This window comes from Sorangium sp. So ce204, from assembly GCF_051526795.1.
Lineage (GTDB): Bacteria > Myxococcota_A > Polyangia > Polyangiales > Polyangiaceae > Sorangium > Sorangium cellulosum_B.
Genome location: NZ_CP150317.1, coordinates 114,471 through 137,968, shown reverse-complemented (window position 1 = coordinate 137,968; position 23,498 = coordinate 114,471). Strand labels below are relative to the sequence as shown.

18 protein-coding genes and 1 CRISPR repeat array are annotated in these 23,498 nt (G+C 71.9%); of the genes, 10 read left to right on the top strand and 8 right to left on the bottom strand.

Features of this window, described 5'->3' with window-relative positions; genetic code table 11:
* Nucleotides 1-95 precede the first annotated feature (95 nt).
* Both WMF22_RS00535 and WMF22_RS00530 read right to left on the bottom strand, forming a co-directional pair.
* Entirely contained in the window at nt 96-914 is an 819-nt protein-coding gene (locus WMF22_RS00535) for an MOSC domain-containing protein (protein ID WP_437548563.1), read from the bottom strand.
* Between the two features lie 82 nt (nt 915-996).
* Nucleotides 997-1,980, bottom strand: coding sequence for a hypothetical protein (locus WMF22_RS00530; RefSeq protein ID WP_438034485.1), 984 nt, complete (start codon nt 1,978-1,980; stop codon nt 997-999).
* 79 nt (nt 1,981-2,059) lie between these two features.
* Here WMF22_RS00530 and WMF22_RS00525 point away from each other — a divergent pair, with 79 nt between their 5' ends.
* The 3 genes from WMF22_RS00525 to WMF22_RS00515 all read left to right on the top strand — a co-directional run bounded on the left by WMF22_RS00525 (nt 2,060) and on the right by WMF22_RS00515 (nt 4,748).
* The gene (locus tag WMF22_RS00525; RefSeq protein WP_438034484.1) at nt 2,060-2,716 is read left to right on the top strand and encodes a ferritin-like domain-containing protein; all 657 of its coding nucleotides are present in this window, start codon (nt 2,060-2,062) and stop codon (nt 2,714-2,716) included.
* A gap of 372 nt (nt 2,717-3,088) precedes the next feature.
* Complete coding sequence (locus tag WMF22_RS00520; RefSeq protein WP_437297157.1) at nt 3,089-3,427, top strand: four-helix bundle copper-binding protein; 339 nt, start codon at nt 3,089-3,091, stop codon at nt 3,425-3,427.
* A gap of 199 nt (nt 3,428-3,626) precedes the next feature.
* A complete protein-coding gene (locus WMF22_RS00515) occupies nt 3,627-4,748 on the top strand; it encodes a DUF4185 domain-containing protein (protein WP_438034483.1) in 1,122 nt (373 codons plus the stop codon).
* A gap of 448 nt (nt 4,749-5,196) precedes the next feature.
* On the opposite strand, the gene WMF22_RS00510 is transcribed toward WMF22_RS00515, so the two are convergent.
* Nucleotides 5,197-6,117 carry a transposase gene (locus tag WMF22_RS00510; RefSeq protein ID WP_437297155.1) on the bottom strand — a complete coding sequence of 307 codons (921 nt, stop codon included), beginning with the start codon at nt 6,115-6,117 and terminating at the stop codon, nt 5,197-5,199.
* 366 nt (nt 6,118-6,483) lie between these two features.
* On the opposite strand from WMF22_RS00510, the gene WMF22_RS00505 reads away from it, so the two are divergent.
* Nucleotides 6,484-7,449 carry an AraC family transcriptional regulator gene (locus WMF22_RS00505; protein ID WP_438034482.1) on the top strand — a complete coding sequence of 322 codons (966 nt, stop codon included), beginning with the start codon at nt 6,484-6,486 and terminating at the stop codon, nt 7,447-7,449.
* 215 nt (nt 7,450-7,664) lie between these two features.
* Nucleotides 7,665-9,209, top strand: a complete 1,545-nt coding sequence (locus WMF22_RS00500) for an IMP dehydrogenase (RefSeq protein WP_438034481.1) — start codon at nt 7,665-7,667, stop codon at nt 9,207-9,209.
* 124 nt (nt 9,210-9,333) lie between these two features.
* On the opposite strand, the gene WMF22_RS00495 is transcribed toward WMF22_RS00500, so the two are convergent.
* A complete protein-coding gene (locus WMF22_RS00495) occupies nt 9,334-10,245 on the bottom strand; it encodes a LysR family transcriptional regulator (protein WP_438034480.1) in 912 nt (303 codons plus the stop codon).
* Between the two features lie 231 nt (nt 10,246-10,476).
* Between WMF22_RS00495 and leuC the strand changes: the two genes are divergently transcribed.
* From leuC to WMF22_RS00480, 3 genes are all read left to right on the top strand, one after another.
* Nucleotides 10,477-11,886 (top strand): 3-isopropylmalate dehydratase large subunit, encoded by a 1,410-nt coding sequence (leuC, locus tag WMF22_RS00490; protein WP_437297151.1) that lies wholly within the window; start codon nt 10,477-10,479, stop codon nt 11,884-11,886.
* Nucleotides 11,887-11,913: 27 nt separating this feature from the next.
* Entirely contained in the window at nt 11,914-12,531 is a 618-nt protein-coding gene (leuD, locus tag WMF22_RS00485) for a 3-isopropylmalate dehydratase small subunit (protein ID WP_437297150.1), read from the top strand.
* Nucleotides 12,532-12,653: 122 nt separating this feature from the next.
* Nucleotides 12,654-12,925: direct repeats of the CRISPR family, unit length 25 nt; unit sequence AACCTCAACCTGGGTCGGGTCATCC.
* Between the two features lie 598 nt (nt 12,926-13,523).
* Nucleotides 13,524-14,927: a hypothetical protein gene (locus tag WMF22_RS00480; RefSeq protein WP_438034479.1), complete on the top strand. Its 1,404-nt coding sequence runs from the start codon at nt 13,524-13,526 to the stop codon at nt 14,925-14,927.
* A 194-nt stretch (nt 14,928-15,121) separates the two neighbouring features.
* Here the strand turns inward: WMF22_RS00480 and WMF22_RS00475 are convergent, their stop codons facing one another.
* The 4 genes from WMF22_RS00475 to WMF22_RS00460 are packed head-to-tail and all read right to left on the bottom strand — an operon-like array spanning nt 15,122 to nt 18,484.
* Nucleotides 15,122-15,865: a lycopene cyclase domain-containing protein gene (locus tag WMF22_RS00475; protein WP_437297148.1), complete on the bottom strand. Its 744-nt coding sequence runs from the start codon at nt 15,863-15,865 to the stop codon at nt 15,122-15,124.
* Between the two features lie 14 nt (nt 15,866-15,879).
* Complete coding sequence (locus tag WMF22_RS00470; RefSeq protein WP_438034478.1) at nt 15,880-16,797, bottom strand: prenyltransferase; 918 nt, start codon at nt 16,795-16,797, stop codon at nt 15,880-15,882.
* Nucleotides 16,794-17,528: a ferrochelatase gene (locus tag WMF22_RS00465; RefSeq protein WP_437297146.1), complete on the bottom strand. Its 735-nt coding sequence runs from the start codon at nt 17,526-17,528 to the stop codon at nt 16,794-16,796. Before WMF22_RS00465 ends, WMF22_RS00470 begins: the two co-directional genes overlap by 4 nt.
* Nucleotides 17,525-18,484: a prenyltransferase gene (locus WMF22_RS00460; RefSeq protein ID WP_438034477.1), complete on the bottom strand. Its 960-nt coding sequence runs from the start codon at nt 18,482-18,484 to the stop codon at nt 17,525-17,527. Before WMF22_RS00460 ends, WMF22_RS00465 begins: the two co-directional genes overlap by 4 nt.
* A gap of 252 nt (nt 18,485-18,736) precedes the next feature.
* Here WMF22_RS00460 and WMF22_RS00455 point away from each other — a divergent pair, with 252 nt between their 5' ends.
* Entirely contained in the window at nt 18,737-22,477 is a 3,741-nt protein-coding gene (locus WMF22_RS00455; RefSeq protein WP_438034476.1) for a UvrD-helicase domain-containing protein, read from the top strand.
* A 76-nt stretch (nt 22,478-22,553) separates the two neighbouring features.
* Complete coding sequence (locus WMF22_RS00450) at nt 22,554-23,180, top strand: Uma2 family endonuclease (RefSeq protein ID WP_438034475.1); 627 nt, start codon at nt 22,554-22,556, stop codon at nt 23,178-23,180.
* Nucleotides 23,181-23,498: the final 318 nt, after the last annotated feature.

Genomic DNA, 23,498 nt, shown 5'->3' with positions numbered 1-23,498 from the left:
ATCCGCGCCGCGCAGGCGGGCCCGCCGCATCCCCTCTCCGGAGCCGCCGCATCCCATCTTTGGAGCCGCCACGCAGGAGCCGTTCGGGCGCTCGGTCACACGACCGTCACCTCGTCCCCCACGCGCAACGTGCCGGCTTTCGTCTCCTGGATGTAGTTCTGTCCGAAGTTCACGTCGCTGGGCTTCTGCGCATCGCGCCGGTACGTGGCCAGCGTGCGGAGCGGCTCCGGGCCGCGCTCTGCGGTGCGCTGGTCGGTCGTGGTGACGACGCAGCGGGCGCACGGGCCGCCGGCGCGGAGCACGAGGTCTCCGATGCGGACGCGGCCCCACCGGTCCTCGTCGAAGGCAGCGCAGCCGCTCACGACGAGGTTGGGCCGGAAGCGATCCATCGGCAACGGCGCGGCGCCCCGGCCCTCGAGGTGAGCGTTCAGATCGGCGAGGGAGGCCTCGGAGATCACGAGCAGCGGGAACTCGTCGGCGAACGACACGACGTCTTCCGGGCCTGCCACCGAGGCCTTGAGGACGGGCCGCCGGAACGCCTCGCCGATGCGGACGAGACGCGCCGGGTGATCCAGGACGCCGCTGAGCCACGCGGCGGCTTCGTCACCGCAATCCTCGGCCAGGAGGCCGCTGCTGCTCCAGACCTCGACCGTGAGCAGGCGCGCGCCCTCGGCCCTGCGCGGCACGGAGATCGGCGGCCGGCCGGCGAAGCCGAGCGTGAGCGCGCTCTCGGAGAGCTGCGTCTCGATGAGCGCCATGCGCGGCAGCGGGCGCTGCGTGAGGGGCTTTCCCTCGGGGTCGACGATCATGAACCGCCGATCGCCCGCGAGGCCGAGCGCGTCGACGGCGGCCGCGTCGACCGCGAGGCCCCGGCAACCTTTGACGGGATAGATGTGGATCGCGGAGAGTCGCATTCCGGAGCTTATAACACCCCTCGGGCGCTCGACGCCCGGAGAAGCGCGGCGCGCGCGTTCCGAGCGCCCGCGCTCCCCGTCGTCATGCCACGGCGCCTCCCTCCGCCGGTATCCCGAGCACCTGCCGCAGGTCCATCCCCACGACGACGTCGGCGTTCTGCTGCACCCAGTCGACGAGCGCGGGGCGCAGGGCGCGCGCGATCTCTTCCTTGACAAGCCCTTCCACGGCGCTCGGCCCGAGGCGCTGCGGGTCGAGCGCGACGCCGCCGCCCGCGACCAGGGCGCCGAACAGGCGCACGAGCGACTCGGCGCCCGCTGCCTCTCGTGCCGCGCCGAGCGGTTCGACCTGCTCGACGGCGATCTCGCCGCCGCGCTTCACGACGAAGCGACGGACGTCGGCCTGGTCGACTCCCCCCTTGTGGAGCACCGCCGAGGAGCAGTCGACCTCGATGCGCTGCACGCGCGGCGCGGTCTCGATCTCCTGCCGCGTGCCCTCGATATCGACGCTGGCCGCGATGGTCGCGCCGGCCGGAATGCGGAACCCGTCCGAGCCCACCCCGCCTGCGAGCTCCTGGCGCAGCGTCAGCCGCGCAGACAAGCGGGCGCCCCGCACGGCCGTGCTGCCGCCGGCCTCGAGGTTCGAGAGCACCTGACGCACCGTCACGACGAGATCGGGATCGCTCGTGGGGTCGTACGGGGGCATGGCCATGGGCGTCGACGTGACGAGCTCGCGCATGAAGGTGCGCGCCTCGTCCTCCGCCGATCCCTTTCCGACCTGGACGAGCCCTCCCGTGTAGAAGACGTTGGGCGTCATCGTGCCTGAACGGAAGTCGTACTCGACCTGCTGGAGCCCCATGTCGCCGAGCGGCGGCGGCAGGTCGATGACGAGGTACGGCTCGAAGGTGATCCGCAGGAGCGCCGGCGCGAGCGTCAGGCGGAGCGCCGTCGCGCTCGACGTGGCGAGCGCGGCGATTCCGGTGCGCTTCAAGACGGTGCGAGCGGGGAGGTCGAACGAGATCGAGACCGACTCGAGATCGATCCACGACGGCAGGAAGCACCAGGCCATTCGACGAGGGTACACCCACCTGGCCGCCGGAGGCGCGGCCTATTGACCCGCCGCACGGGGCGCGCCCATCATGTCCCGCATGAAGCCAGAGCAATTCCTCGACGAGCTCGACCGCAAGGTCGGTGAGCGCCTCGCCCACATCGGCGCAGTGGCCCGCGCAGCGGAGCCGGCGAGCGGCGTCGGCATCCCGGCGCTGCTCGCGACCGCGCTCAAGAAGGAGCTCGAGGCGACCGAGGAGGCTGCGCTCTGGCTCACCACCGAGACCGACGTGGAGGTGAAGCTCGCCCTCGCCCGCCAGTGCGGCGACGAGGCGAGGCACTACCGGCTCATCGCCGACCGGCTCCGCGCGCTCGGCGTCGACCCCGCCGCGATCCCGGCGAAGTTCGGGCCGCCCACGCCGATGTTCGGGTACTTGAAGGGGCTCGGCTCCACGGTCGAGCGCGTCGCAGCGGGCCAGTTCACGCGGGAGGCGCTCGCGAAGGTGCACAACCAGGCGTTCATCGATTACTGCGAGTCGCAAGGCGACGCCGAGACCGCGCGCCTTTACCGCGAGGTCATCCAGCCGGACGAGGGCCATCACCACGAGATGGGCCGGCGGCTCCTCACGCGCCTCGCGGTCACCGAGGAGGCCCAGGCGCTCGCGCGCGCCGCCGCGATGCGCACGCTCGAGATCGCCGAGGAGCTCCAGGAGATCGCCCGCCTGAAGATGGGTATCTGCCGCGCGCCTGGGTGCTAGTGTTCAGGCACGGTCCTGACGGACCGCCACGATGCTCGATCCAGCCGCTCCGATGCGGTTCGCCGATCTGACCGTCGACGTCCGGGCGTCGATCGCGAGCTAGCGTGTCGCGCTGTCGCGCAGAGAGAGCGACCAGGGCGGGAACAGCCGTTCGGGGGGCATTCGCGCATGTCTCGCGGCGTCCCGGCTGTTCGCGAGGCGCGTTCAGGGCACGGCGGTCTCGGCGTCGGTCGCGGTTCCGAGGCCTATATGCGGGATGGCCCGACATGCGAAAGCCATCGAATCCATGCACCCTCCAGATACCGAAGTTGCCGCCTTGTCGCGAGGCTTACTCGCGGCGAGAGGCGGCCAGCTGGGTCAAGGGGGGTTCTCATGATCAAGTTTCCGGGGGACAGATCGTTCCGGGAGGTGGCTCGGTTCACCCAGGATTGTGGTTCGATCTGCACGCACGCGGCGCAGTATTGCCTCGAGATGGGAGGCTCTCACGTGAGCGCACCGCACATGCGGCTGCTCCAGGACTGCGCCGACATCTGCGAGGCGACGTCGAAGCTCCTCCTGCGCAGCTCGCCGCAGATCACCCAGATGATGAGCGTGTGCGCGAGCCTCTGCGAACAGTGCGCGGCGAGCTGCGATAAGCTCACGGGTGATACGCAGATGAAGACGTGCGCTGACGAGTGCCGCCGCTGCGCTGCCGCCTGCCGGCAGATCTGAGCGCGGCGGAGACATGGTGTTCCTCCGGACCGGGAGCCGAGCAGCGGAGTAGCTCTCCTCGCCTTTGCGGATCGCCGCGCTCCTCCCGGCCAGAGCCCTCGCGCGCGGTGGCCCGTCGGCGCCGCGGTCGCGTGTGGTCCGGGGGCGGAGCGACGCCGACGGCGGCGGCGTTCTGGCTCCCCATGGTACCCTCGCGCGCATGCGTTATCGAAGGACCATGGGAGCCGCCGGGTTCGCTCTCCTGTGCGCCGGGTGTGGCGGGGACGCGCCCGAGGCTGCGGTGCGCGCGGTGCGCGACCTGGGTGCGCTGGAGTTTGTCCCGGCGATTCGAGGGCGGGACGGCGGCTACAGCGCGCGGTGGGGCGACCGATCGGTGTGGGTGTTCGGCGACACGACCCTGGAGATGCCGGGGGAAGACGGAGCGCTGTGGAGGTCGAGCACCTTCTGCGCGACCGACGATCTGGATGCGTCGGATGGGCTCTCGTCGCTCACCGAGCCGCTCGACGCGGCCGGCGCGCCGCGGGAGTTCCTGCCGTTCACCAAGGAGGAGCTGGCGTTCAACCTCGCGCACTCCGACCCTCGGGCGGAGGAGACATGCCAGGAGGACTGCGGAGCGCGCTATGCGCTGTGGCCGGGCCCCATCGTCGTCGATGAGGCGGCTGGCCGTGCGCTCGTCTTCTACAGCAAGGTGACGGGGCGGCTCGGGGTGTTCGACTTCAACATGATGGGTTCGTCGATCGCGGTCTGGGAGGGCTTCGATGCGCCCCTCGCACGCCCGGAGGTGCGCCCGGGCGCTGCGGATCCGACGCTCCTCTTCGGTGCGGATGAGCCATCACTCACGTCGGCGGCGCTCGTCCGCGAGGGGATGATCTACGCTTACGCCTGCGCGTGCTCGGGTCTCACGTGTCCGTGCCTCGTCGCGCGAGCCGCGCTCGCGGAGGCAACGGAGCGCGACGCGTGGCGGTTCTTCTCGGACGGGCGCTGGGTGGAGGGTCATCAGGAGGCGGAGCCGGTCATGGCGGGGGCACCGATGATGTCGGTGCATTGGAACGAGCACGTCGGCAGGTACGTCGCGCTGTACAGCGAGCCGGTATCGTCGGAGATCTCGCTCCGGACGGCGCCGGCGCCGGAGGGGCCATGGTCGGACAGCGCGGTGGTTTTCACCGCCGAGGTCCCGCCTACCCCGGAGGCGTGGCCCTATGCCGGGCTCGTGCACGCGGAGCTCGCGCGGGAAGGAGGGCGGGTGGAGTACGTGACGTACTTCCGGGAGACGGGGTTCCTGGAGGGAGAGATCCGACTCGTCGAGCTGGAGCTCGAGTAGACGACCCGACGCAGACGACCCGACCCAGGTTGGGCCTGAGGCGACCCGACCCAGGTTGAGGCCTGCGGGTTGAGGCCTGCGCCGACCCGACCCAGGTTGAGGCCTGCGGCCTGCCGGAGACCGGCCGACCAGGTGAAGAGGGTCAGCTGAAAATGGTCGAATCGTTGAGACGACCTGGCTCGGTCGACCTCCGCCGTGAACCTAACCCGAATGGCCCCGGCCGGATCGCTCCATCGGTTGGGCAGGTCTACTTTACCGGCACCCGAGGTGCCATTCGCTCAGACGCAGCCAACCACAACCTTAACCCGGCTTCGCGCGAGCCCAGCGCGTCAATCCATCCCAGCGCCACGTGAACGCTGCCGCTCGCTTCACCTTCCCCAAACGGACCTTCCCCACGACGGCGCCTTAGCCCGCCCTGCTGTGGCGCTGTAACGCACCGCCGAGGTGCCTACATCGTGAGCACGACGTCCGCCACGCTGGCGCCATGATAGATGCGCATCCACCACGTCCCCGCCGGAAAGACGGCGCTTCGTACCCCGGCACGCCATCGTTCGAGCGCCGCACGGTATGACGCACGAAACGCTCGCACAGCGGCACCAGCGATTCGCCATGCATCGCCCTGGTTACGGCCGACGGCAAACGTCGGATTGCGATCGCGCAGCGCCTCGAAGCTCGTCGCGCGGCTGTAAGGGGAGACCGTACTGGCGGCTTTGATGCCCAATAATCGGGGCCCTTGCCGCTGCAACTCTGCATGGGCTTGCGCTTCCTGCTGCTCAAGCTCGGCCGCGATTTCACGGCGAAATCCTTCTGCGTTGTCGTGCTCGATGGCGGGTGGTAGCGCGAGCGAAAGCGTTACTTCCTCCGGCCACTGCCGATTCTCTGGATCGAGATACACGTCGGGACGCACTGCACGGAGCACGCCGCCGCCGAGCTCGCTCACATCCGACTTGGCCCCCGGCCACTGGTGCGCGTGGCGGACGAGGCCAGCGGCTACGGGGTTGGCGAGGACGTAGGCGATCTTCTCCACCGTAGCCGCGCGCGTCAGCAGCCGCACCACGCTCGTCGGTTCGTGGTCCCACACCGGTCCTTCCCACGTGCGGAGGACCTTCGTTCCAAGCGCAACGATGCGGTGGAAAAACTGCAAGAAGCGCGGCAAAACGCCTTGCACATCGGTCACGACGAGATGCAGATGCGTTGACATCGCGCAAAGAGCGTGGACTTCGATGCCAAATCGACGGGTCGAAACGGCGAGAGAGTAGATCAGGAACTGGGTGAGGGCAGCATCCGGGCGGAGAAGGAGATGCCGGCGCAGGACGCGGCGGGTGATGAGGTAGGTGGCGCCGGGAGTGATCTCACGAGGCTGGCTCATGGCCGGGCATATGAACAAATGCCGTACCAGGGATCGTGAGCAATGATTTCAATGACTTATGCCGACGCGACGGGTACGACGGGTGGCGGCCGCCAGGTGCTCCGCCACCTGGACCGCGGTCGCTGCGCCGGCTGCTAGCCTTGGCGCCATCGGTTGGGTAGCGGAACCTCCGGCTCACACAAACCGAGGCGCGCGCTCTGGGTGGGCACGCCCAACCTGGGTGCGGTCGCCTGGCCTCGACCACGATCACCTTAACCTGGGTGCGGTCGTGCCCCCCTCAACCTGGGTGCGGTCACCGCCTCAACCTGGGTGCGGTCACCGCCGAGGCGCTTTTTTCTGCCACCAGCCATCAGCTACCCTCCGCCTGTGGCAACGTCCGACAGGAGCCGCGCCGAGTACCAGCGGCGGGTCAACCGCGTGGTCGACTACATCCAGGCCCATCGCGCGGAGGACCTCTCCCTCGACACGCTGGCGGCTGTGGCGGCGTTCTCGCCGTTTCACTTCCACCGCGTGTTCAAGTCCATGACGGGCGAGAACCTCCGCGAGTTCATCCAGCGAACGCGCCTCGAGACCGCGGCGAGCCACCTCGTGCAGCGGCCGCGCGCCGACATCCTCGAGATCGCCCTCGAGAACGGCTTCAGCTCGGCGAGCGCCTTCGCGCGCGCCTTCAAGGAGCGCTTCGGCATGAGCGCCTCCGCGTGGCGCAACGGCGGCGCCACGGACGCGCGCAACGCGCGGCAAGCGGATCGCAAGCCGGGTCAAGTCGAGCGCAATCCGTGCAAAGCAGCGGCCTGCGCGCCCGACCAAGATGCCTCCTCGTCGGGCACGGATGCCCGCCAGGACGAGGAGGAGATCATGAACGTCACCGTGAAGACCCTGCCGAGCTACCACGTGGCCTATGTCCGAACCGTCGGCCCCTATGGCCCGGAAGGGAGCGTCGGCGAGGCCTGGCAGCGGCTCATCCGCTGGGCCAGCGCGCGCGATCTGTGGACCCCGGACCGCATCTGCCTCAGCGTCGCGCACGACAACCCCAAGGTCACCGAGCCTGCCAAGTGCCGCCTCGACGCCGCCATCGTGATCCCGCAGGACTTCAAGGCGGACGGCGACGTCAACGTGACCGACATCGCCGGCGGCAAGTACGCCGCGGGCGCGTGGGTCGGCGACGCACGCACGATCGGCTCTGCCTGGGACCAGCTCTTCGGGAAGTGGCTCCCTGAGAGCGGCTATCAGCCCGACCATCGGCCCTGCTTCGAGCTCTACCAGGGCGAGTTCCGCGATCCCAAGACCAACAACTTCCGCTGCGAGCTCTGCTTGCCGGTGCGCCCGCTCTAGCAGCTCCGAGCCCCAGGGAGCCCGGTCCTCCTGCCCGGGCTCCTGCACCGCCTCGCCGCGACGCTGGCGGGCGGCCGGGCCCCGGTCGCCTCGCCCCTCGCGTCGCCCTTCAGAGCCCGCCGTGGCCCACGCAAGCCATCGATATTACACGACTTTCATGAGAGAGCGGCGCCGCTCGCGTTTGACAGCCGGGGATCCTTGCACTAGGAGCCGACATGGCATTCATCTACGATGAGCCGAGCAGGACGTTTGGCGAGTACCTGCTCGTCCCGAATCTGACGACGAAGGACTGCGTCCCCTCGAACGTCGATCTCACGGCCCCTGTCGCCCGGTTCAAGGCCGATCCGGGCGCGACGCCGCCGGATCCGAGGCTCGCGCCGCTCACGATCAGCGTGCCGATCACCAGCGCGATGATGCAGTCGGTCTCGGGCGCCGAGCTCGCGATCGCGCTCGCGCGCTGCGGCGGCCTGTCGTTCGTGTACGGCTCGCAGGGCATCGAGGAGGAAGCCTCCATGGTGCGGCGCGTGAAGAACTACAAGGCCGGGTTCGTCGTGAGCGACTCGAACCTGCGCCCCGACGCGACGCTCGGCGACGTCCTCGCGCTCACCGATCGCACGGGCCACTCCACGATTGCGATCACCGAGGACGGCACGCCCACGGGCAGGTTCGTCGGCATCATCACGAGCCGCGATTACCGGCTCGGCAAGACGCCGCTCAGCACGCCGGTGCGCGAGATCATGACGCCGTTCAAGTCGATCCACTGCGGCAAGGTCGGCCTCGATCTGCAGGAGGCGAATGAGCTCATCTGGCGTCACAAGCTCAACACCCTGCCCGTCATCGATGAGCGACAGCACCTCCAGTACCTGGTGTTTCGCAAGGACTACGAGTCGCACCAGGCGCACCCGCTCGAGAACGTGGATCACGAGAAGCGCCTCATCGTCGGCGCCGGCATCAACTCGCGCGACTACAGAGAGCGCGTGCCGGCGCTCGTGGAGGCGGGCGCCGACGTGCTCTGTATCGACTCGTCGGACGGCTACTCCGAGTGGCAGGGCGACACCATCGCCTTCGTGAAGTCGCTCGGCAAGCCGGCCTATGTCGGCGCCGGCAACGTCGTCGATCGCGAGGGCTTCCTCTACCTGGTCGAGGCCGGCGCCGACTTCGTCAAGGTCGGCATCGGCGGCGGCTCGATCTGCATCACGCGCGAGCAGAAGGGGATCGGCCGCGGCCAGGCGTCGGCCGTGATCGAGGTGGCCAAGGCGCGCGACGAGTACTTCCAGCGGACCGGCGTCTACGTGCCGATCTGCTCCGACGGCGGCATCAGCCAGGACTACCACATCACCATCGCCCTCGCGATGGGCGCCGACTTCGTCATGATGGGCCGCTACTTCGCGCGCTTCGACGAGTCGCCCGGGCGAAAGGTCCGCGTGAACAACCAGTTCATGAAGGAGTACTGGGGCGAAGGGAGCAACCGCGCGCGCAACTGGCAGCGCTACGACCACGGCGATACCAGCAAGAAGAAGGATCAGCTCGAGTTCGAGGAGGGCGTCGACAGCTACGTGCCGTACGCCGGCAAGCTGAAGGACAACCTCGACGTCACCCTCGCCAAGGTGCGCTCGACGATGTGCAACTGCGGCGCCACCTCGCTGCGCGACCTGTACATGCGCGCGCGCCTGACCGTCGCGTCCGCGGTGAGCATCCACGAGGGCGGCGTCCACGACGTGATGCTGAAGGACACGCGCGGCAACACGCGCGAGCCCTGAGCCACGCAGGCCGGCCGCGCCGACCGTCGCGCTGGCGCCCCGGGGCGCGCGCTCCGGTCGACGAAGCGAGCCCTCGTGTCGCGCCCCCGTCCACCTGACGGGCGGCGGCGCGCCTCGCGCGGCGTCAGCCGCCGAGCAGCGCGCGCGTCCGCTGCTCCGCGCGGCGCCCCTCGGCGGCGAGCCGCTCGACGAAGCGCTCGACGATCGGATTGCGCCGGAAATTCTCGCGCGTCATCAGCTCGACGGGCAGCGGGTCGACCTCCGCGATCTCGACGTCGAGCCGCGAGCGCGCCACGTCGGTCAGCGCGAGCGCCGGCGCGAGGCCGATGCCGAGCCCGCCGGAGACGTACGAGACGAGGAGCGACACGCTCGACACGTCGATCGTCGAGATGGGCCGGATCCGCTCGCGATCCAGGTACGCGTCGAGCATCCGCCGCCCCACGCTGCCGGGCGCCAGCCGGAGCAGCGGCTCGTGCCGGAGCCGCTCGCGCAGCGCCGGCGCCGAGCCCTTGAGCCGCGGCCCCACCCAGAGGAACGGCTGCACGAACAGCGGCTGCTTCACGAGATCGCCGCCCGCCGAGGACGCCGACGCGAGGCCCAGATCCACCTCGCCGCGCTCCACCCCCCGCGCGGCGTCGACCGAGTTCGCCGTCGTGATCGCGAACCGCACGGGCGCGCGCTTCTCGAGCATCTGGCGGATCACCGGCACGAGCAGCCCCTTGCCGAGGTAGTCGCTCGCCGCCACGCGCAGGGTCGTCGACGGCTCCCCCGCCAGCTCCGAGAGCAGCTCGAACACCCCCTCCGCCTGGTCGAACAGCCGCGTGATCGCGCCGAGCGCCGCCTCGCCGGCCGGGCTCAGCCGCACGCCGCGCCCGTCGCGCTCGAACAGCGCCACCCCGAAGCGCTCCTCTACCCGGCGCACCTGCTGGCTGATCGCCGACGGCGTCTTGTGCAGCCGCCGCGCCGCCTCGGCGACCGAGCCCGACCGGGCCACCATCAGCACGTCCTCGAGCGCGGGGAGCAGCGACGCGTCCATGTAGCTTTACTTAATCGATCGTGAAAAAAGTTTCATTCGACTTAATCCTCTCGCGCCCGCATAGTCATGCCGCCCGCCCGACGTTGCACCGCCAGACCGGCGGCGGCCGGCCGCCTTCGAGGGAGGCGCGCTGGCGCGCCCCGGCGCCGGCGTCGGGCCGGTCCGCTTCGCTTCGCACGCCGTCCCCTTCACCCCCCTTCACCCGATTCCAGCGCACCGCGAGAGGCCATCATGGGTAAGAGTCTCTATGACAAGGTTTGGGACCTCCACAAAGTCCGCACGTTGCCGAGCGGCGAGGACCAGCTCTTCATCGGCCTTCACCTGATCCACGAGGTGACGAGCCCCCAGGCGTTCGGGATGCTCCGCGATCTCGGCCTGCGGGTGAGCATGCCCGAGCGGACGTTCGCGACCCTCGATCACATCGTCCCGACCGACAACCGCAAGCGGCCGTTCAAGGACACGCTGGCCGAGGGGATGGTCGACGCGCTCAAGAAGGCGTGCACCGAGCAGGGCGTCACGTTCTTCGATCTCGAGTCGGGGAAGCAGGGCATCGTGCACATCATCGGCCCGGAGCTCGGCCTCACGCAGCCGGGCATGACGATCGCGTGCGGCGACTCGCACACGTCGACGCACGGCGCGTTCGGCGCGATCGCGTTCGGGATCGGGACGACGCAGGTGCGCGACGTGCTCGCCACGCAGACGCTGAGCCTCCAGCGGCTCAAGGTCCGGCGGATCCAGGTGGAGGGCAAGCTCGGGCCGGGCGTCTACGCGAAGGACATCATCCTCGAGATCATCCGCCGGCTCGGCGTGTCCGGCGGCACGGGCTACGCGTACGAGTACGGCGGGTCGACCATCGAGGGGTTCTCGATGGAGGAGCGGATGACCCTGTGCAACATGTCGATCGAGGGCGGCGCCCGGGTCGGCTATGTCAACCCGGACCAGGCGACGTTCGAGTACATGAAGGGGCGTCCGTACGCGCCGAAGGGCGAGGCGTGGGAGGAGGCGCTCCAGTACTGGCGCTCGATCGCGTCGGACGAGGCCGCGCGTTACGACGACGTCGTCCGGATCGACGCGAGCGAGATCGCGCCGACGGTCACCTGGGGCATCACGCCGGGGCAGGCGATCTCGGTGAAGGAGAAGGTCCCGGCGGCCGAGGACGTGGCGAACGAGTCCGAGCGGGCGCTGATCCGCGAGGCGCTCGAGTACATGCGGCTCGAGGGCGGCAAGCCGATCGAGGGGACGAAGATCAACGTGGCGTTCATCGGGAGCTGCACGAACGGGCGCCTCTCGGATTTCCGGGAGGTCGCGCGGCGCATCCAGGGGCACAGGGTCGCGCCGCACGTGCGCGCGCTGGCCGTCCCGGGGTCGATGGAGGTGGCGCGCGCGGCCGAGGCCGAGGGGCTGGATCGGGTCTTCCGCGAGGCGGGCTTCGAGTGGCGCGAGCCGGGCTGCTCGATGTGCCTGGCGATGAACCCCGACAAGCTCATCGGGGATGAGCTGTGCGCCTCCTCGTCCAACCGCAACTTCAAGGGCAGGCAGGGGAGCCCCACCGGGCGCACCGTGCTCATGAGCCCGGTGATGGTCGCGGCGGCCGCCGTCCGCGGCGAGATCGCCGACGCTCGTGACGTGTTCGGAATCTGACGACGCTCGCACCCGAGGGAGATCCCAATGGCACTCGATTTGATTCAATCCGTCACCGGTCGCGCCGTTCACGTTCCGGGGGACGACATCGACACGGACCGCATCATCCCGGCGCGCTTCTTGAAGTGCGTCACCTTCGACGGCATCGGCGAGCACCTCTTCCGGGACGTGCGCTTCGACGAGCGCGGCGAGAAGCGGGAGCACCCGCTGAACGACCCGCGCTTCGCGGGGGCCACGGTGCTGATCGCCGATCGCAACTTCGGCTGCGGGTCGTCGCGCGAGCACGCGCCGCAGTCGATCGCGAAGGCGGGTTTCAAGGCCGTCATCGCCGAGAGCTTCGCCGAGATCTTCTTCGGCAACTCGACGACGCTCGGCATCCCCTGCGTCTCGGTGAGCCGCGAGGACCGCGCCGCGCTCGTGGCGCGCGTGAACGCCGACCCGACGACCCCGGTCACGGTCGACCTGCAGGAGCAGGTCGTCCGGGCGGGGAGCGATCTCACGGTGCCCTTCACGATCAAGCCGGGCGCGCGCGAGTCGCTGATCCGGGGCACCTGGGATCCGATCGCCCAGCTGCTCGAGGGGGCCGCGGAGGTCCGGCAGGTGGCGGCGCGGCTGCCCTACGTGCGGCCCGCCTCCGCGCAGTAGCTCCGCGCTCGATCGGGGCGCTGCCCCAACCTGGGTCGCGCGAGCACCTCAACCTGGGTCGAGCACCTCAACCTGGTTCGGTATCCCGACCCGGGTCGCCTCCGCCCCCGCGAACCTCCGCGAACCTCAACCTGGATCGGGTCATCCCAGCCGAACCCCGACCAGGATCGCGCGCGAACCTCAACCTGGGTCGGGTCATCCCAGCCGAACCTCAACCTGCGTCGGGTCATCCCAGCCGAGCCTCAACCTGGGTCGGGTCACCCTCCCGCGTCCGTTGGCGCGCGAACCTCAACCTGGGTCGGGTCATCCCCACGCCCATGCCCACGAGCACCTCAACCTGGGTCGGGTCATCCGGGGTCGGGGCATCCAAACCTCAACCTGGGTCGGGTCATCCAGGTCACCCAACAAGAAAATTCCCCCATCCTTCCATCCGCTTGCCTGCCGCCCCCCCCGTGGCGCCGGTTGGCTCAACGTGACACGTAGGCAGCGCTCCACGTCACACTGTGGCCCTGTCTCGCTGTGAGGCTGCGCGCAGCGGGCGCCGCGCGTCCGCGAAAAGCCGGCCGATACGCGTCGGTCCGTGCGGCCGGCGGCGCCACCGAGCAGGCGGACGCGCCTGGCATGTCCAGTGCTTTATCTCTACGCGAGCTCTCCGAGTCGGCGCTGAGACGCCGCGCGCAGCAGCGCTCGCATGCCGCGACGCAGAGCCATCGTTCCTTGATCGCGTGTCTCGCACAGGCACGCAGGATGGAGTACCCCCCATGCGTTTCGCGATCTTCTCCTCTCTTATCTCGCGTTCGTCAGCCGCTCGCTCCTCTCTCCAGGGTCTGATTGCGCTCTCCGCGCTCGTTGTGCTCACCGGCGCCAAGGGGCAGGGCTGTGGGGGCGTGGACGAGCCATCACCGCCGCCAGAGCCCGACTGCGGACCTGGCTTTCACTGGGAGACGGTCTGTTCACCGTGCGAGATCGGCGAGATGTGCGAGGAGCAGTGTGTGCCCGACAGCATCTGTCCTCCTGACTGGAGCGAGCAGACCATCTGCAGCGGCGGCACCGCCTCTTCGGGCCAGGGTGGCTTCGCCGGCGGCACCGCCATCCCCGTCGATCCGGGCCAGTGCTGGACCGAGTGCATCCCGCCGCGGCCGTACTGCCCGCCGGGCACGATCGAGCAGACCGTGTGCGGCGGCACCACCACGGTCGGCGTCGGCGTCGGCGGCACCGGTGGCTGGGACGCTGGCGGCATGCCGATGCCGTCCGAGCCGTGCTGGACCGAGTGTGTGCCCGTCGGGCCCTATTGCCCGCCGGGCAGCACCCTGCAGACCTTCTGCGACGAAGGCACCACCGTTACCAGCAGCAGCGCCGGCGTCGGCGGCTCGGGTGGCTGGGCGGGCACTGCCGGCGCCGATGCGGGCGCGAGCCGGCCGTACCCCGGCGGCGGCTGCTGGACCGAGTGCGTGCCCACCGAGCCCTACTGCCCGCCCGGCACCACCCCGCAGACTTACTGCGACGGCGGCTCCTCCGTGACCAGCAGCAGCGTCGGCGTCGGCGGCTCGGGCGGCTCGGGCGGCTGGGCGGGCACCGGCGGCGCTGGCGGCGCCGGCGGCGCTGGCGGCGCTGGCGGGGGCATCGGCGGCTCCGATCCGGGCTTCGCCGCGCCGCGCCCCCCCGGCGGCAGCTGCTGGACCGACTGCGTGCCCACCGAGCCCTACTGCCCGCCGAACAGCATCCCGCAGACCGTCTGCAGCGGCAGCGCCGTCTCGGTCGGCAGCTCGGGCAGCACCGGCACCGGCTACGGCGGCGCCGGCGGCGCCGGCGGCGCCAGCCCGTACCCCGGCCAGGAGTACTGCTGGACCGAGTGCGTGCCTGTCGAGCCCTACTGCCCGCCGGGCACGACCCAGCAGACCATCTGCGAAGACGGCGAGCCCGTGCCCGGCACGAGCAGCAGCGGCACCGGCATGGGCGGCATGCCCTACCCCGGCGGCGGTTGCTGGACCGAGTGCGTGCCCACCGAGCCCTACTGCCCGCCGAACAGCATCCCGCAGACCGTCTGCGGCGGCGGCAGCTCCGTCTCTGTCGGCAGCTCCGGCAGCACCGGCACCGGCGCGGGCGCCATGCCCTACCCCGGCGATTGCTGGACCGAGTGCGTGCCCGTCGAGCCCTACTGCCCCCCGGGCATGATCGAGCAGAAGGTCTGCTCCGGCGAGAGCAGCAGCAGCAGCAGCACCGGCACCGGCATGGGCGGCGCCGACGCGTACCCGCCCGGCGATTGCTGGCTCGAGTGCGTGGAGGGAGCCACCTGCCCCCCCGGCGCGATCATCCGGACGATCTGCGAGGAGCCGAGCGGCGGAGGCGCCGGCGGCCCGGTCTGCCGGACCGAGTGCGTCCTGATGCTGCCGTGACGCGACGGACGCGGGCGATCCCCCCGACCGCGGGAGGTTTCGCGAGCGAAACGCCGCCGCCCGTGCCCTGGAGCGCCGCCGCTCCGATCGAATGACGAAGGCGCCGGGAGCGCCAGGGGAAGCACGACCCCCTGGCGCTCCCGGCGCGTCGGCGTTCCAGGACGGCGCCTCCCCGGCGTTGCGCGGCCCCGGCGTCAGCCCGCGCGCGACCCGACCGGAGGCGCCTTCGCGTACCTGAACCCGAACGCCCACGCCGGGAACACCGTGGCCGCGAAGCCCGCGCCGAGCCCGTAGAGGACCTCGTCGAGCGGCACGCCGAGCAGCGCCCTCCCCGGCAGCAGCACGCTGGGCCGCCACGTGCGCTCGAACACGCCGGGCACGAGCGCCGCGAAGACGAGGCACAGGCCGAGGTAGAGCGCCGCCGACAGGAGCGCTCCGAGCAGGCCCGGCACGAGCAGATCGCGGCGCGCCCCGACGAGCGCCGCCGCGAACGCCGCCATCGTCGCCACCGCGGCGTAGAGGACGGGCACCCCCGCCGCGACCAGCGCCCAGGCCGCGGCGAGCGCGAGCGCGATCACCGCCGCGGCCCGCAACCACGGTCGCGCCCCCGCGCGGAACCACGGTCGCGCGCGCGGCGCGCCCTGCGCCGCGCAGGGCACCGGCGCGCGGCGGAACACAACGGCATAGACGGTCGAGGAGAATCCGCTGAGCCCGACGACGAACAGCACGTCCTCGATGCCGAACCCGATCCGATCGGCCAGGTCGAACACGAACTTCGGAGCCCAGTACCTCGGGTAGAACAGCCGCTCGGTCGCCGCGAACGGCAGCGAGGCGAGCGCCATCCGCTTCATCAGGGGGCGCAGATCCGGGCGCGCGAGCCAGATGACGCCTCCTGGCAGGAGGAAGAGCAACGAGAGCAGCAGGAACTCGTGCGACATCGCGCCCTCGCTCCTCAGCGCGCGGCGAGGGCGATGACGGTCGAGCCGACCAGCGACAGCGTCGCCGCGCCCGCCGCCGCGACCCGGACCAGCAGCAGGCGCGAGCCCGGCGGCGCTGGCCGGGCCAGCAGCACGACGAGCGCCGCCGCCGCCGGCGCGAGCAGGCCCGCCCCCGGGCTCAGGCCCACAGCGCCCAGGCCGACCGGCGCGAGCGCGAGCGAGAGCCCGTTCAGGAGGACCACACACCGAGCCGCCCGCTCTCCGCCCACGCGCGCGGGCAGCGTCCGCTTGCCGCTCGCGCGATCCGAGGGCTCGTCCGGGAGCGCGGTGGCGATCGCGCAGCCGAGGTGGCTCGGCAGCAGGAACGCGAGCAGCGCGAACGGGAAGCGCGCCGGGTCGCCCCCCTGGGCGATGTAGCCGTAGAGCGGCAAGACCGCGCCGACGCCGACCATCTGGAGCAGCTCCCCGCCGCCGCGGTACGACAGGCGAAGCGGCGGGTAGCTGTAGGCCCAGAGCAGCACGAGCGCCGCGATCGCCAGGAGCACGAGCAGCGGCGCGGCGGCCGTCGCCAGCGCCGCGGCGAGCGCCGCCGAGACGGCCACGAGCGCCGCGGCGCTGGCGACGGCCGCGGCGCCGAGCGCGCGGGGCGAGAGGCGCCCCTCGACCAGCACGCGCGAGCCGCCCGAGAAGGGCGTGGCGGTCCGGTTGCGGCGATCGGTCTCCTGGTCGGCGACGTCGTTCGCGTAGACGATGAAGAGCTGGTCCAGCAGGCCGAACAGCTGGACCGCCGCGAGCGTCCCCACGTCGAGCGGTCGGCCGGCGGCCCGCGCGCCGACGAGCTGCCCGAGCAGCAGCGGGAGGGCGATGCTCGGCTGCGAGGCCAGCCGAGACGCATCGAGCCACGCCCGAAGCGCGCCCGGCCGGACGCTCATCGCCCCTCGCCCCGCGACAGGCCGAGGCGATCGGCCAGCTTGGCGCGCAGATCGGTGAAGGGGAGGTCCCAGCGGCGCTCGCCGTCGAGGCGCCAGGCCTTGAGCGGGATCAGGTCGACCTGGGCGAGCAGGCAGTGGAGCTGCGACTCCTCGGGCGGCTCGCGGATGAACGAGAAGGGGTTGCGGTACTCCCGGCCGTTCAGCTGCGAGTACTTGCGGTCGTTGCTGGCCACGAGCTCGACGAGCGCCCGCTGCCGGCCGTCGAGGTAGTCGAAGAACGAGACGTCGAAGGGCCCGATGCCCGCGCGCTCCTCCGGCTTGCGCATCACCCAGCGAGCCCAGTCGTAGCCGTAGAGGAAGTCGTGCGCGTAGCGGAAGCGCAGCTTCGACTTGTTGCCGAAGCCCAGGCAGAGCGACACAACGCGGCGGGCGAAGTCGCCGATCGCGGGCGCGCTCCCGGCCTGCCACAGGCAGCAGGCCAGGTAGTCGAGATCCCAGAAGATGTTGTCGGGGAAGTTGTCGGCGACCGCGCAGATCACCTCGCCGAGCCCGCGGGCAAAGGCGCGCGCCCGCTCGGCGTCCTCGCTGCCGTTCGCGATCTGCTCGACCAGGGCGACGGGGGTGGGCGCGCACGGCCGGTCCGGCGCGACCGAGGCCCGCGCGCCCAGGAGGGGCGTGAGGCGCGCGAGCGCGTCGCGCTCCTCCGGGGGGATGACCGCGACGCCCGTCATGTCGGCCCTCCCCCGGCGCGGAGCCCGGCGGCGAGCACGGCCGCCGACAGGGCGGCGATGCCCCACTGGATCGCGCGGTGGAGCTCGCGCTTGTAGGCCGCCTGCGCGGCGAAGGCGTTCGTCACCGCCTCGGGGCTCTTCTCGAGGAGCCGCGCCCTGAAGAAGAGCGCCACGGCCGCCGCCGGCGCGACCGACCAGAGCGGCGGCGCGTCCTCGGCGAGGAGGGACGCCGCGAGCCAGAGGAGCGGGCCGAGGCCGGCGAGGGCCTCGATGACCCGGCGGGTGGCCGCATTGCCGAGCAGCGCGGCCACGGTGCGCTTGCCGCCGGCGCGGTCGCTCTGCTCGTCGGACAGCCCGCTGGCGAGCGCGCTCGCCAGCGCGAGCAGGAGCAACCCCGGCAGGAGCGCCACGAGCCACCCCGGCGCCAGCACGCCGCACTGGGCATACGCGTGCAGCACGGGGAGCACGCCGCCGACGCCGGCCATCTCGAGGAGCTCGCCGCCGCCGCGGTAGTTGAGCCTGATCGGCGGCAGCGTGTACGCGACGAAGACGAGCTGGCCGAGCGCGGCCAGGGGAAACAGCAGCGGGCGATCGAGCGCGACGCCCGCCCCCCAGGCCATGAGCAAGGCGGAGACACCGGCCCCGAGCCCGGCGAGCAGGAGGGCCTTGGCGGGAAGGATGCCGTCCGGGATGGTCTTCGGCGAGCAGCCATCCGGGAACATGCGCCGCTTGAGGGCGTCCACCTCGCGATCGCCCCAGTCGTTCAGGAGCACGACGAAGGCGACGTCGGCCATCATCCACAGCGCGCCGAAGGCGAGGGCCCCCGCGGACAGCCCGCCGGCGACGGCCGCGCCCACCGCGTGCCCGTAGGCGGCCGGGACGAGCACCTTGGGCCAGCTCGCGGGTTTGAGCGCGTACGCCCACCGCGCTCCAGGGCTCATCGACTCGAGGCGCATGGATCAGCTCCCCCTGCTGCTAGCACAAGAACATCCACGCCCAGCGGCTACATGAGCCCGTCCGGAAAACGGACCGCCTTTCCGCCGGGCACGGCAGCGTTTCCTTCGACGCCGATCTGAGCCACCTTACTTCCCCCCGACAGCCTCCCCACGCGACCCAGTGCGGCACGTCCTCCTCCCCTCCCCGAGCCTGGCCGGCGCGCTCCTGCCGCGCGCCCCCGGGCAGCGCCACGAGCCCGCGCGGAGGCGCGCGTGACCGCCGACGCGACCCGGCCGCGCGGCGCGCGGGAGCTCGCGGATGAGCCCGCTCGCCGCCGCATCCGCGACGATCTGCGGACGACGCTCGTCGTCGAGGCCGCCGCGGGCACCGGCAAGACCACCGCGCTCGTGTCGCGGATCGTCGCCGTGCTGCGGAGGGCGCCCGAGGAGGGCGGCGGGACGCTCGATCGCATCGTCGCGGTGACCTTCACGGAGAAGGCGGCCGGCGAGATGAAGCTGCGCCTCCGGGCCGAGATCGAGCGGGCGCGCAGCGACCCGGGCGCAGGCCCGGCGGAGCGCGCGCGGCTCGACGAGGCGCTCGCGCACCTGGAGGCGGCGCGCATCGGGACCATCCACTCCTTCTGCGCCGACCTCCTGCGCGAGTGGCCGGTCGAGGCGCGCGTCGACCCGCTGTTCCAGGTGGCGGCCGCGGATCAGGCCGAGGCGCTCTTCGACCAGGCCTTCGACGCCTGGTTCCAGCGCACCCTGAACGATCCACCCGAAGGCGTGCGGCGGATCCTGCGCCGGCGCCCGCGCGACGGCGCGCAGGGCCCGCGCGACCTGCTCCGGAGCGCGGCGTGGAGGCTCGCCGAGCACCGCGACTTCACGCGCCCCTGGCGGCGCGATCCGTTCGACCGCGAGCGCGCCATCGACGAGATCCTGGACCGCCTCGCGGCGCTCGCGGACCTGGGCGCCGAGGCCGACCGAGAGGGCGACTACCTCGCGCAGAGCCTCCGGAACCTCGACCGCTACCTCGCGGAGCTCCGGCGCCGCGAGGAGGTGACGGGCGGGCGCGACCACGACGGCCTGGAGGCCGAGCTCGGCGACGTCGCGCGCTGGAAGGAATGGCGCTGGAAGGGCTCAGGCAAGGCGTTCGGCGGCGATCTCACGCGCGCCGAGGTGCTCGCGCAGCGCGACCGCGTGAAGGTCGAGCTCGACGCCGTGCTCACGGCCGCGAGCGCCGATCTCGCCGCCTGCCTCTCGCGCGAGCTCCGGCCGCCGATCGAGGCGTACGACGCGCTCAAGGCCCGCGCAGGCAAGCTCGACTTCCTCGACCTGCTCCTCTGCGCCCGGGACCTCCTCCGATCGAGCCGCGGCGTGCGCGAGGAGCTCAACCTCCGCTTCTCGCACCTCTTCGTCGACGAGTTCCAGGACACCGACCCGCTCCAGGCGGAGATCCTGCTCCTGCTCGCGGCCGACGACCTCTCCGAGGCCGACTGGACGCGGGCGCGCCCGGTGCCCGGCAAGCTCTTCGTGGTCGGCGATCCGAAGCAGTCGATCTACCGCTTCCGCCGCGCCGAGGTCGCGCTCTACGAGGCGACCAAGGCCCGGCTCGTCGCGTGCGGCGCGAGCGTCCTGTACCTGTCGACGAGCTTCCGCAGCGCCCCATCGATCCAGGAGGCCGTCAACGCGGCGTTCGCGCCGCTGATGCAGGGAGGCACCGCCGAGGGCGAGCGCGCGGCGACCCAGGCGCGGTACGTCGCGCTCGAGCGGTTCCGGGACGATCCGCCGGAGCAGCCGACGGTCATCGCGCTCCCGGTGCCGCGGCCTTACGGCGACTTCGGCAAGATCTCCGATTTCCGTGTGCGGCAGTCGATCCCGGACGCGGTCGGCGCCTTCGTCCACCACCTCATCCACGGCGGCGCCGGCGCGGCGCTGGACGGTGGCGGCGCGCGGCGCTGGACGGTGACGGAGCGCGAGCGCCCGGGCCAGCGGGTGCCGCTCGAGGCGCGGCACATCTGCCTTTTGTTCAAGCGGTTCCAGACGTTCGGGGAGGACGCGACCCGCGCCTACGTGCGGGCGCTCGAGGCGCGGCGGATCCCGCACGTGCTCGTGGGCGGGCGGTCGTTCCACGATCGCGAGGAGGTGATGGCGGTGCGGAGCGCGCTGCTCGCGATCGAGTGGCCGGACGACGAGCTCAGCGTCTACGCGACGCTGCGCGGGCCCCTCTTCGCGCTGACGGACGACGTGCTCCTGCTCTACCGCGACCGGTTCCGGCGCTTGCACCCGCTGTTTCAGCCGCCCGATGACGGGGCGCTCGATCTCGCGGTGGAGGGCGGCGCGCGGCCGCTCCGCGAGGTCGCGGAGGCGCTCGCGGTGCTCGGCAGGCTGCACCGCGAGCGCAACCGGCGGCCGATCGCGGACACCCTCGGCGGGCTCCTCGACGAGACGCGCGCGCACGCGGGCATCGCGATCTGGCCGACGGGGGAGCAAGCGCTCGCGAACGTGCTGCGGGTGATGGATCTCGGGCGGCGCTTCGAGGCGGCCGGCGCGACGTCGTTCCGCGCGTTCGTGGAGCGGCTCGAGCTCGACGCCGAGCGGGGCGAGGTCGCGGAGGCGCCGGTCGTCGAGGAGGGGACGGAGGGGGTGCGGATCATGACGGTGCACCGGGCCAAGGGGCTCGAGTTCCCGGTGGTGATCCTGGCCGATCCGGCGTCGCCGGCGGTGCACCAGCTCCCGTCGCGGCACGTGGATCCGGAGCTCGGCCTGTGGGCGGAGCCGATCGCCGGCTGCGTGCCCGCGGAGCTCGTCGAGCGCCGCGACGAGGTGCTGCGCCGCGATCGCGAGGAGGCGGTGCGGCTCGCGTACGTGGCGGCGACGCGGGCGCGCGAGCTCTTGGTCGTGCCCGCGGTGGGCGACGCGCGCCCGGGCGACGGCACGAGCGACGGCTGGCTCGACGTGCTGCACCCCGTGCTCTACCCGGCGCCGCGCGAGCGACGGAGCCCTCGGCGTTGCGAGGACCTCGGCTGCCCTCCGTTCGGGACCGACACGGTGCTGGAGCGCCCGGCGCGGTGCGAGGCCGACGAGCGGGACGCGGTCGCGCCGGGGGAGCACGCGCCGATGGCGGGCTCGCACCGCGTTGTGTGGTGGGATCCTGGCGCGCTGGATCTGGATCGCGAGCCGGAGGCGGGGCTGCGCCAGCAGCGGATCCTGCAGGCGGACGCGGGCGGCGCGACGGCGGGCGTGGCGGCGGCGGGCGCCGGGCCAGCGAGCGGCGCCGGGGTCCTCGGGAGCGGCGGGGCGACGGCGAGCGCCGTGCTCGGAGGAGAGCTCGGGCAGCGCGGGCACGAGGTGTGGTTGGAGGCGCGGCAGCGGGCGATCGTGGACGGCGCGGTGGCGGCGTTCCGCGTGAAGACCGCGACGGAGATCAGCCACGAGGCGGCGGATGCGGCAGCGGCGGCGGATGCGCAGACGAGCGGCAGCGGGGCGGCGCGGGGAGAGCGGGCGGACGCGCTGCCGGTGATCTCGTTCGAGCAGACGGAGATCGCGCGCGAGGGCCGGCCCTACGGCAAGCGGTTCGGGACGCTGGTGCACGCGGTGCTGGCCGAGGTGGACCTCCGGGCGGGCGAGGACGAGGTGCGGACGGTGGCAGCGGCGCAGGCGCGGATGCTCGGGGCGCCGGCCGAGGAGGTCGACGCGGCGGTCTCGGCGGCGGTGGCGGCGCTCGATCACCCGCTGCTCCGGCGCGCAGCGGAGAGCGCGGCCCGCGGCGCGTGCGAGCGGGAGACGCCGCTGCTCCTGCGGCTCGAGGACGGGACGATCGCCGAGGGCATCGTCGACCTCTCGTTCCGCGAGAGCGTGGGCGACGTGGGGATCTGGACCGTGGTCGATTTCAAGACGGGCTCCGACGCGGGCACGGCGCACGCGGCGCAGGAGGCGCAGGTGCGCCTCTACGTACGAGCGATCGCCGAGGCGACGGGCGAGAGGGCGAGAGGGGTCGTGCTCAGGGTGTGAGGGGCGCCGCCGGACGCAGAGGGAAGCCCGTGGGTGGCGCGTCGCAGGGAGCCCGTGCGGTGGTACGATGGGTGCCATGGGTTCGACAGCGACAGCGGAGATCCTCCGACCTGAGCCGATGACGCTGGAGCAATGGGCCGACATGGAGGAGGACCAGCCGGGTGAGCTCCTGGACGGTCGTCTCGTGGAGGAAGAGGTGCCGACGACGCTGCACGAGGCGGTGGTCAGCTGGCTGATCGAGGTGCTGCGCGGATGGGCCCGACCGCGGGGCGGCTGGGTGTTCGGCTCGGAGTACAAGCTCGGTGTCTCGGCGCGACGCGGGCGCAAGGCCGACGTGTGCATGTACGCCCCGGGCGCGCCTCTCCGCGGCCGCGATGCGCTCTCCCGGATCCCCCCGACCGTGGTGGTCGAGGTGCTCTCGCAGCGGCCGCGCGACGTGCGGCGCGACCGGATGGAGAAGACCCGCGAGTACGCCCGCTTCGGGGTGCGCTGGTACTGGCTCGTGGATCCGGACGCGCAGCTCGTCGAGCTGTACGAGCTCGGCCCTGACGGGTACTACGTGCAGCGGTTGCCCGCCTCGGAAGGGAAGGTGCGCGTACCGGGGCTGGACGGGCTGGAGCTCGATCTGGATGCGCTGTGGGCCGAGGTGGCGCCGCTCCTGGACGACGACGAGCCGGAGCGGGGCGAGAGCGGCGACAGGTGAGCCGGGGGCATCAGGCCTCTCCGACGGTTCCGTCGGGATTGTGGACGGCTGCCGCGACCCCGAAGCCGGAGCTGCATGCGGGTCGGGCGATCCGGTCCGGGAGCTCCTCGCGAAGCTCGCGGCCGAGACGCGGGACCCGAGCGGATTCCGAATCGAATTCGTAGGCCTCACCCCCCACACGCGGATCACGACCGAGGGCTCGTGAGGCTCCTGGGCGCCGCGGCGAAGTTCTGGCCATCGAGGCCGCCAGCGCGAGCAGGTGAGGCTCTACGTTCAGGCGATCGCGAAGGCGACGGGCGAGAGGGCGAGAAGGGTGGT